This window comes from Sphingomonas sp. (assembly GCF_023266535.1).
Lineage (GTDB): Bacteria > Pseudomonadota > Alphaproteobacteria > Sphingomonadales > Sphingomonadaceae > Sphingomicrobium.
In genome coordinates, this window is record NZ_JAHFPY010000032.1 from 18,923 (window position 1) to 27,851 (window position 8,929).

At 63.5% G+C, this 8,929-nt stretch carries 6 protein-coding genes; 1 reads left to right on the forward strand and 5 read right to left on the reverse strand.

Annotated features, from left to right (window positions below; translation table 11 throughout):
* Positions 1–66: 66 nt before the first annotated feature.
* The 4 genes from Q0C64_RS06685 to Q0C64_RS06700 are packed head-to-tail and all read right to left on the reverse strand — an operon-like array spanning position 67 to position 5,645.
* Positions 67–2,016 carry an acetyl/propionyl/methylcrotonyl-CoA carboxylase subunit alpha gene (locus Q0C64_RS06685; protein ID WP_294121796.1) on the reverse strand — a complete coding sequence of 650 codons (1,950 nt, stop codon included), beginning with the start codon at positions 2,014–2,016 and terminating at the stop codon, positions 67–69.
* The gene (bioB, locus tag Q0C64_RS06690; protein ID WP_294121797.1) at positions 2,013–3,002 is read right to left on the reverse strand and encodes a biotin synthase BioB; all 990 of its coding nucleotides are present in this window, start codon (positions 3,000–3,002) and stop codon (positions 2,013–2,015) included. The genes Q0C64_RS06685 and bioB overlap by 4 nt, the downstream gene beginning before the upstream one ends.
* A complete protein-coding gene (locus Q0C64_RS06695) occupies positions 2,999–3,991 on the reverse strand; it encodes an HNH endonuclease signature motif containing protein (protein ID WP_294121799.1) in 993 nt (330 codons plus the stop codon). The genes bioB and Q0C64_RS06695 overlap by 4 nt, the downstream gene beginning before the upstream one ends.
* A 52-nt stretch (positions 3,992–4,043) precedes the next feature.
* Positions 4,044–5,645, reverse strand: a complete 1,602-nt coding sequence (locus Q0C64_RS06700) for a carboxyl transferase domain-containing protein (protein WP_294121803.1) — start codon at positions 5,643–5,645, stop codon at positions 4,044–4,046.
* A 183-nt stretch (positions 5,646–5,828) separates the two neighbouring features.
* On the opposite strand from Q0C64_RS06700, the gene Q0C64_RS06705 reads away from it, so the two are divergent.
* Positions 5,829–7,910, forward strand: coding sequence for a M13 family metallopeptidase (locus Q0C64_RS06705; RefSeq protein WP_294121806.1), 2,082 nt, complete (start codon positions 5,829–5,831; stop codon positions 7,908–7,910).
* 76 nt (positions 7,911–7,986) lie between these two features.
* Here the strand turns inward: Q0C64_RS06705 and Q0C64_RS06710 are convergent, their stop codons facing one another.
* Positions 7,987–8,838, reverse strand: a complete 852-nt coding sequence (locus tag Q0C64_RS06710) for a c-type cytochrome (protein ID WP_294121809.1) — start codon at positions 8,836–8,838, stop codon at positions 7,987–7,989.
* Positions 8,839–8,929: the final 91 nt, after the last annotated feature.

Here is an 8,929-nt window from a genome sequence, read left to right on the forward strand (position 1 = left end):
GGCCCAGACGCCCGAAGGGCCAAAAAGTGAATCGCGGCGCTACGCTTGCGATGACTGGGCCCCTGCCTACGCAGGGGAACTGGCGGGTTCAACCACCGCCAGCACCGCATCGACCTGCACCTGCGCGCCCGCCTTGGCATTCAATTCGGCAACCACCCCGTCGAACGGCGCGGCCAGCCCATGCTCCATTTTCATCGCTTCCAGCGTTAGCAAGCGTTGCCCCTTGGTAACCTTTTCACCCTGCTTGACTTCGACGCTGGTGACTTTGCCCGGCATTGGCGCGATGATCGCGCCGTCGGCGATCGCTGCGCCAACCGTTCCGCGTGAAACCAGCTCAACGTGGAACGCATCCCCTTCGGAGAAAAAAACCGCATCGTCGTCCCCGACAATCCCAAACTGCGAGATGACTCCTTGCACGGCGGAAGCACCGGCGAGTGGATTAGAAAGCAGTGCGCCAAGACCGTCCTCGCCTTCGAGCACAGTGCGGCGTCCATTCACCCATACGGCTCGCTCGGTGCGAGGTGAACTATTCAACCGAAAACCTCTCGGCTCGGCGACCGGGGTTTGCGTTCGACCACGCGAGGCCAGCCAGAACCGAAGCTTGTAATCTAAGTCGGGAGTGAGTTCGGGTGCCTCAAGTAGAGCCTTGTCGTTTGCGCTTATGAAACCAGTGGCAACTTCACCCGCCACTATGCCCGGATGCCGAAGCAGTCGGGCCAAAAAACCTGCATTGGTGCGGACTGGAAAGACCTGAACGCCAGCACAGTTCGTCGCGAGCAATTCGATGGCCGCCTTGCGGCTCTTCGCCCGAACGACAAGCTTGGCAATCATTGGGTCGTAGTAAGGGCTGATTTCGTCGCCCTGCTCGACACCCGTCTCGATGCGATTGACCTTGCCGCCCCCGAGGTCGCCGGCAACTCCAAGATCCAGATATTCGAGCCGCCCCACGCTCGGTAAAAATCCCTTCGCCGGGTCCTCGGCATAAAGCCGCGCTTCGATCGCCCAGCCGTTGATGCTGAGCTCGTCCTGATTCTTCGGAAGCCTCTCCCCGCTCGCCACGCGCAGCTGCCATTCGACCAGGTCCTGCCCGGTAATTTCCTCGGTCACCGGATGCTCGACCTGCAGCCGCGTGTTCATCTCCATGAACCAGATGCGGTCGGCGCGGAGGCCCTTCGACGCGTCGGCGATGAACTCGATCGTCCCCGCGCCCTCGTAGTTGACAGCCTTGGCCGCGCGCACCGCAGCGCCGCACACCGCCTTGCGCGTTGCTTCGTCCATGCCCGGCGCGGGAGCCTCTTCGATCACCTTCTGGTGACGTCTCTGAAGGGAACAGTCGCGCTCGAACAGATGGACGACATTGCCGTGGCTGTCGCCGAACACCTGCACCTCGATGTGGCGCGGCGAGAGGATGTATTTTTCGATCAGCACCCGATCGTCGCCGAAGCTCGACGCCGCCTCGCGCTTGCAGCTGTCGAGGGCGTCGGCAAAGTCCTTCGCGCGGCCGACCCGCCGCATGCCCTTGCCGCCGCCGCCCGCGACCGCCTTGATCAGCACCGGATAGCCGATCGCGTCGGCTTCCTTCTTGAGGCGCTTCGGGTCCTGGTCCTCGCCAAGATGGCCCGGTGTCACCGGCACGCCGGCGTCGGCCATCAGCTTCTTGGCCGCATCCTTGAGGCCCATGGCGCGGATGCTGTCCGGCTTGGGGCCAACCCAGATCAGTCCCGCCTTGATCACCGCCTCGGCAAAGTCGGCATTTTCGCTCAGGAACCCGTAGCCCGGGTGGATCGCCTGCGCCTTGGTGGCCCTGGCCGCGGCGATGATCTTCTCGCCGACGAGATAGCTCTCGCGTGCAGGCGACGGGCCGATATGCACCGCCTCGTCGGCCATGCGGACGTGCAGCGCCTTGGCGTCGGCGTCCGAATAGACCGCGACCGTGCGGATCCCCAGCTTCCGCGCGGTACGGATGATCCGGCAGGCGATCTCGCCGCGGTTGGCGATGAGGAGGGATTTGATCATGCCGCTTCGCTCCGCATCGGCTCCTCCGCCTCCATCGGCCTGAGCCCAAGCTTGGCGAGCAGGGCGGTGTCCGCGCTGTCGCCGGCGTTGGCGGTGGTGAGGAGCTTGTCGCCGGTGAAGATCGAATTGGCGCCGGCGAGGAAGCAGAGCGCCTGGGTCGATTCGGACATGCTTTCGCGCCCGGCCGACAGGCGGACCATCGATCGCGGCATGGTGATCCGCGCCACCGCGACGGTGCGGACGAATTCGATGTCGTCGATCATCCGCTCGCCGGCGAACATGTCGCCCAGCACCGTGCCCTTGACCGGCACCAGCGCGTTGATCGGCACGCTTTCGGGGTGGCGCGGCAGGGTCGCCAGCGCGTGGATGAAACCGACCCGGTCCTCGCGGCTCTCGCCCATGCCGACGATCCCGCCGCAACAGACGCTGATCCCGGCCTCACGCACTTCCGCCAGCGTGTCGAGCCGCTCCTGGAAGGTCCGGGTGGTGATGATCTCGCCATAATGTTCGGGGGAGGTGTCGATGTTGTGGTTGTAATAGTCGAGGCCGGCGTCTTTCAGCGCCCTCGCCTGGTCGCCGCTGAGCATGCCGAGCGTCATGCAGGTCTCCAGCCCCATCGCCTTCACCCCCGCGACCATCTCGCAAACCTTGCCCATGTCGCGGTCCTTGGGCTCGCGCCACGCCGCGCCCATGCAGAAGCGCTGCGAGCCATGCGCCTTGGCCTCGGCCGCCGCCGCCAGCACCGCGTCGACATCCATCAATTTCTCGACCTTGAGCCCGCTCTTGGCGTGCGCCGATTGCGAGCAATAGCCGCAGTCCTCCGGACAGCCGCCGGTCTTGATCGACAGCAGGGTACAGAGTTGCACCTCGGCGTGCGCGTGATTGGCGCGATGCACCTCCGCCGCGCGAAACACGAGCTCGGTGAACGGCCGGTCGAAAAGCTCCGCGATTTCGGCGCGGGTCCAATTGGTACGGGTCGAAATCATCGATATTCCCTAGGGTATTGTTCTGGATACAAGTTCCACCCACCTGCGCCGATCAACAACGGCACAACTATGAGTTCGACGGTGTCGCCCTCCACAACGCCGCCTTGAAATATGCCGAGTCCGCTTATGCGCCCACGCGCAAGGTTTATCGCTGACGTGTCGGAGAACATGTACATTGTCCGGATCTGCATTTTTACCTTAACTCGACGTCCACTCACCTTCGCCGTCGCGGTGAGCGTGCCAACGGGAACCTCCTCCCACTGGCGGGGCAATGCAATGTTCTTGCCGCGAATGGAAAGCCTGAAAGTGACGAGTTGTCCGGCAAAGTCGTCTAGCTCTTCTTCAGTCTCATAGAGATACAGGTCCTCCAAGGGCATTGTGCCCCGGGCCTCCGCAAGCGTTTGACCAACGACCTGACACCAAAGATCGTACAGGTGATAGGCCGCCAATGCATCCTGAGTGGGCGTCTCGGTAGAATAGTGCGGATCAAGTGGATGCGGTTTGAACTGCTTCACGAACGACGGATGGGGTTCCCCCATGTAGACCGACCTGACCGCAAGCTTGGTCCATTCATTGACTTCAGGAACGGCGTTCATGCCCCAAAGGTCGTCCTTCGCCTTAATCTCTTGCTCGCCGGTCAGGCGGTCAAGAACTCGCAATACGGCGGCTTGTCGTTCACTCTCCGCGAGCGCCGCATAAGCCTCTCTGAGCCTCTGCGGGTTCTTGTAGATACAGTAGTAAAAGGTGAATCGCTTCCGAGCCAAAGCGAGGATGTCGCACGCGCACGCCGCCTCCCACTTTTCCTTGTAGGCTCTAACGTCGTCGGGCTTGAGCTTCTTAGTGAGGCCAGAAGTTGCCGTCGCCATATCATGATGTTCTAGGCAGACGGCGGCCAGGTTCTTAGGATCATTGTTGCTCGGATCGCCGTCTATATGGTGGATCTGAACACGCGTCTTTTGACAGACGCAACAAGCGTGTCGGTTCGCCAACAGTAGCGCCCGTTGCACAGGTCGAGGGATAGGTACTCGATCTGGCAAAAGCCTACATCCTGAACACGCCGAACTGCGGCCGCTCGGGGATCGGCGCGTTGAGGCAAGCCGCGAAGGCCAGGCCGAGCACGTCCCGCGTCTGCGCCGGGTCGATGATGCCGTCGTCCCACAGCCGCGCGGTGGCGTGCCACGGGTTGCCCTGCGCCTCGTAGTCTTCGCGGATCGGCTGCTTAAACTCCTCGGTCTGCTTGGCCGTCCATTTGGCCGCATCGGCGTGGACCGTGGCCAGCACGCTTGCCGCCTGCTCGCCGCCCATCACGCTGATCCGGCTGTTGGGCCAGGTGAACAGGAAGCGAGGACTGTAGGCGCGGCCGCACATGCCGTAGTTGCCGGCGCCGAAGCTGCCGCCGATCAGGATCGTGACCTTGGGCACGGTGGCGGTGGCGACCGCAGTGACCAGCTTGGCGCCATGCTTGGCGATGCCCTCCGCTTCATATTTGCCGCCGACCATGAAGCCCGAGATGTTCTGCAGGAACAGCAGCGGAATGCGCCGCTGGCAGGCTAGCTCGATGAAATGCGCGCCCTTCACCGCGCTCTCGCTGAACAGCACGCCATTGTTGGCGAGGATCGCCACCGGCATCCCCCAGATATGGGCGAAGCCGCATACGAGCGTCGATCCGTAGAGCGCCTTGAACTCGTGGAATTCGCTGCCGTCGACGATCCGCGCAATCACTTCATGCACGTCATACGGCGCGCGGACATCCTCCGGGATGATCGAGTAAAGCTCTTCGGCGTCATACAGCGGCGGACGCGGCTCGCGCAGTTCGATCCCCGCCCCATCCTCGCCGCCCAGATGCGAGACGATATCGCGGACGATGGTCAGCGCATGTTCGTCATTCTCGGCGAGATGGTCGACCACGCCCGACTTGCGCGCATGGAGATCACCGCCGCCCAGTTCCTCGGCCGTGATCTCCTCGCCCGTCGCGGCCTTCACCAGCGGCGGGCCGGCGAGGAAGATGGTTCCCTGGTTGCGGACGATGACGCTCTCGTCGCTCATCGCCGGAACATAGGCGCCGCCGGCGGTGCAGCTCCCCATCACGCAGGCGATCTGCGGGATGCCGAGCGAGCTCAATTGCGCCTGGTTGTAGAAGATGCGGCCGAAATGCTCGCGGTCGGGGAAGACTTCGGCCTGGTGCGGCAGGTTCGCCCCGCCGCTGTCGACCAGATAGACGCAAGGCAAGCGGTTCTCCCGCGCGATTTCCTGGGCGCGGAGATGCTTCTTGACCGTCATCGGATAGTAAGTGCCGCCCTTCACCGTGGCATCGTTGCAGACGATCATTACCTGCCGCCCCGACACGCGGCCGATGCCGGCAATCATCCCCGCCCCCGGCACTTCGCGGTGATAGAGGTCGCAGGCAGCGAGCTGGCCGATCTCCAGGAACGGCGAGCCGGGATCGAGCAATCGCTCGACCCGGTCGCGGGGAAGCAGCTTGCCGCGCGAGACATGGCGCTCGCGCGACTTCTCGGTGCCGCCCTTGGCCGCCTTGGCGACATCCTTGCGCAATTTCTCGGCCAGCGCGCGATTGTGCGCGGCGCGAGCGCGCGCCTCGTCCGACGACAGGTCGATCTTCGTGTCGAGCCGCGGTGCGCTCATCTATTCCTCCCCCGCCGGGGGAGGGGGACCAAGCGCAGCTTGGTGGAGGGGTGGCAGAATTGCCCTGCTACGTCGCCCATGCATCCCCGTTTGTCGAAACCTTCTGGAGCCCTGCGCGTAGCGTCCCCAGTGCGACTTGCAAAGCGGCGGCAGCAAAGTCCGCCCGCGCCTAGGGAGAAGAATATGCGCACGAAGTTGATCGCCCTGCTGCTCGCCAGCGCCGTTCCGGCCCTCGCCGTCAGCGCCTGCAAGGGCACGACCGACACCACGACCGAGCAGGCCGCGGCCAACAAGTCGGGCCTCGACCTCGCCGCGATGGACAAGAGCGTGAAGCCGGGCGACGACTTTTTCCTCTACGCCAACGGCACCTGGTTCAAGACCAGCGAAATCCCCGCCGACCGCGGCTCGATCAGCTCCTCGTTCGTCACCCAGCAGGAATTGGAGAAGCGCATGGACGGCCTGATGGCCGACATTGCCAAATCCGACGCAGCCGCGGGCACCAACGAGCGCAAGCTGGCCGACTTCCGCGCTGCCTATATGGACCAGGCCGGCATCGACCAGCGCACCCTGCCCGCGCTCAAGGCCGATATCGACCGGTTCGAGGCTATCGCCGACAAGAAGGCGCTCGCTACCGCGATCGGTTCGACCATTCGCGCCGACGTCGATCCGCTCAATGCCACCACTCTCCAGACCCCGAACCTGTTCGGCATCTTCGTCACCCAGTCGATGTCCGACCCGTCGAAGGATGTTCCCTATCTGCTTCAGGGCGGCATCGGCCTGCCCGACCGCGACTATTACACGTCGCCCGATCCGGAGATGGCCAAGATCCGCGATGCCTATAAGCCGTTCATCGCCAAGATGCTGGCCGGTGCCGGCCTCGACAATGCCGAGGCGCGCTCCAAGCGCGTCTATGACCTCGAAGCCAAGATCGCCGCCGCCCATGCGACGATTGTTGAGACCGAGGACAGCTTCAAGGCCAACAACCCCTGGACCCAGGCCGATTTCGCCAAGAAGGCGCCGGGCCTCGACTGGGGCGCCTTCTTCCAGGCGGCGCAGCTGTCGACCGTGCCGACGATCGTCGTCTGGCATGCCGAACCGACCCGCAAGCTCGCCGCGCTGGTCGCGTCCGAACCGCTCGACGCGTGGAAGGACTGGCTCGCCTATCATCAGATTATCCAGGCCGGATCGGTGCTGCCGACCCAGATGCACAAGGATGACTTCGCTTTCTTCGGCACGACACTCGGCGGCACGCCGGAAGAACGGCCGCGTGACAAGCAGCTGCAGAATTCATTGAACGCGCTGATGGGCGACGCGGTCGGGCAGCTCTACGTCGCCAAATATTTCCCGGCCTCGGAAAAGGCCGACATCGACAAGATGGTCAGCAATATCAAAGCGGCGTTCGACAAGCGGATCGAGGCGCTGGACTGGATAGCGCCCGCCACCAAGAAGGAAGCCCGCGCCAAGGTATCGGCGATGCTGGTCGGCGTCGGCTATCCGGACAAATGGCGCGACTATTCGGCGCTCGAGATCAAGCCCGACGATGCCTACGGCAATCTACAGCGCGCCGGGATGCAGGAATATCGCCACCAGCTGGCCAAGCTCGGCCAGGCACCCGATCGCGGCGAATGGTGGATGGTCCCGCAGATCATCAACGCGGTTAACCTGCCGCTGCAGGATGCGCTCAACTTTCCTGCGGGCATCCTCCAGCCGCCCTTCTATCACGCGGGGTCGGACCCGGCGGCCAACTACGGCGCGATCGGCGCGGTGATGGGCCATGAGATCAGCCACAGTTTCGACAATCTCGGCTCGACCTTCGATTCCACCGGCAAGCTCAGGAATTGGTGGACCCCGGCGGACCTCGCCAAGTTCAACGCTGCCGGCCAGGCCTTGGTGGCCCAATATGACGCTTACGAAGTGCTGCCCGGCCTGCATATCAAGGGTCGCCAGGTGCTGGCCGAGAATATCGCCGATGTCGCCGGCCTCGCCGCCGCTTATGACGCTTACAAGGCCTCGCTCGGCGGTAGGCAAGCGCCGGTCATCGACGGCTTCACCGGCGACCAGCGCTTCTTCATCGCCTATGCGCAGGGCTGGGCGTCGAAGATGCGCGAAGCGACCATGCGCGGCCGCATCGCCACCGATGGCCATTCACCAGGGCAGTGGCGCGCCCTCACCGTCCGCAACATCGACGCCTGGTACACGGCGTTCGACGTCAAACCGGGCGACAAGCTTTACCTGGCGCCGGAGAAGCGGGTGAAGGTGTGGTAGACTAGTCTTCTCCCCTGCTTTTGCAGGGGAGGTGGCGGGCCGAAGGCCTGACGGAGGGGACTATTGCCGCCGATCGTCAGTCCCGCTCCCCGTCATGTGCCTGGTCCTCGATCGCGTCGGCGCGCGCCTTGACGTAGCCGACCACCGCGGCCCGTTCCTTGGTCGTGAAGTGCGAGAAATGGTTGCGGGCAATGCCGGACATCATGCCAAGGTCCTTCTTGGTCTTGCCTTCGCCGGTGGTCAGCAGCTTCGTCAGCTCCTCATTCGAATAGGTTCCGGCAATATCGAGATTGGGCGTGAAGCCTTCATAGCCCTGCAGCTGGCTGTTGTGGCAGCCGGTGCAGGTGGTCGAGACCAGATAGCGGCCCCATTCATGCTCCTGCCCCAGGTTCGGCAATGACTCGGCCTGATAGCGCGCGACCTGCTGTTTGGTGTTGCCGAGGCCGTGTTCGACATCTTTCTCGAACCCCTTGCCCTTCCTGATCGGAGGCAGCTGAGTTCCCTCGGGTTTGAATGTGCGAAGGTAGGCAATCAGTGCATCCAGGTCCGCATCGCTTAAAAACTGGAAGCTCTCCACCGGCATGAACCAGAAATCGCGTCCGTCCTTGGGCACGCCGCTGCGGATGAATTTCCGGAAGTCGTCGTCGCTATACTTTGCCATCAGCAGCGTGACATTGGGCGCGTTCATGTCGCCGTAATTGGGATCGTCGGCTGTGACGTTGAGCCCCTGCAGATTGTCGCCGTGGCAACCTGTGCAGTCGTGGATGATGGCCAGCCGCTTACCATGCGCCAGCTTGGCGGCCTCATCTTTATAGTCGGCACCTTCCCAGGTCAGCGCCGCCGGCTTGGCCGGCTCCTCCGCTTTATTGGCTTGCTGTTTGCACGCGGTCATGCTGGCCAGCGCCAGCAGGATCAACGTCACGCGCATTGCGACTCTCCCACCGTTCGGGGCGAGGCTTAACGCAAATCAATTTGTGCGGCTACGCGCCAATCAGCTCCCGGCCAATCAGCATGCGGCG

Excerpts from the sequence above, each read along its gene's own strand:
- Q0C64_RS06685 (WP_294121796.1), bottom strand. The coding sequence starts at position 2,016 with ATGATCAAATCCCTCCTCATCGCCAACCGCGGCGAGATCGCCTGCCGG.
- bioB (WP_294121797.1), bottom strand. The coding sequence starts at position 3,002 with ATGATTTCGACCCGTACCAATTGGACCCGCGCCGAAATCGCGGAGCTT.
- Q0C64_RS06700 (WP_294121803.1), bottom strand. The coding sequence starts at position 5,645 with ATGAGCGCACCGCGGCTCGACACGAAGATCGACCTGTCGTCGGACGAG.
- Q0C64_RS06705 (WP_294121806.1), top strand. The coding sequence starts at position 5,829 with ATGCGCACGAAGTTGATCGCCCTGCTGCTCGCCAGCGCCGTTCCGGCC.
- Q0C64_RS06710 (WP_294121809.1), bottom strand. The coding sequence starts at position 8,838 with ATGCGCGTGACGTTGATCCTGCTGGCGCTGGCCAGCATGACCGCGTGC.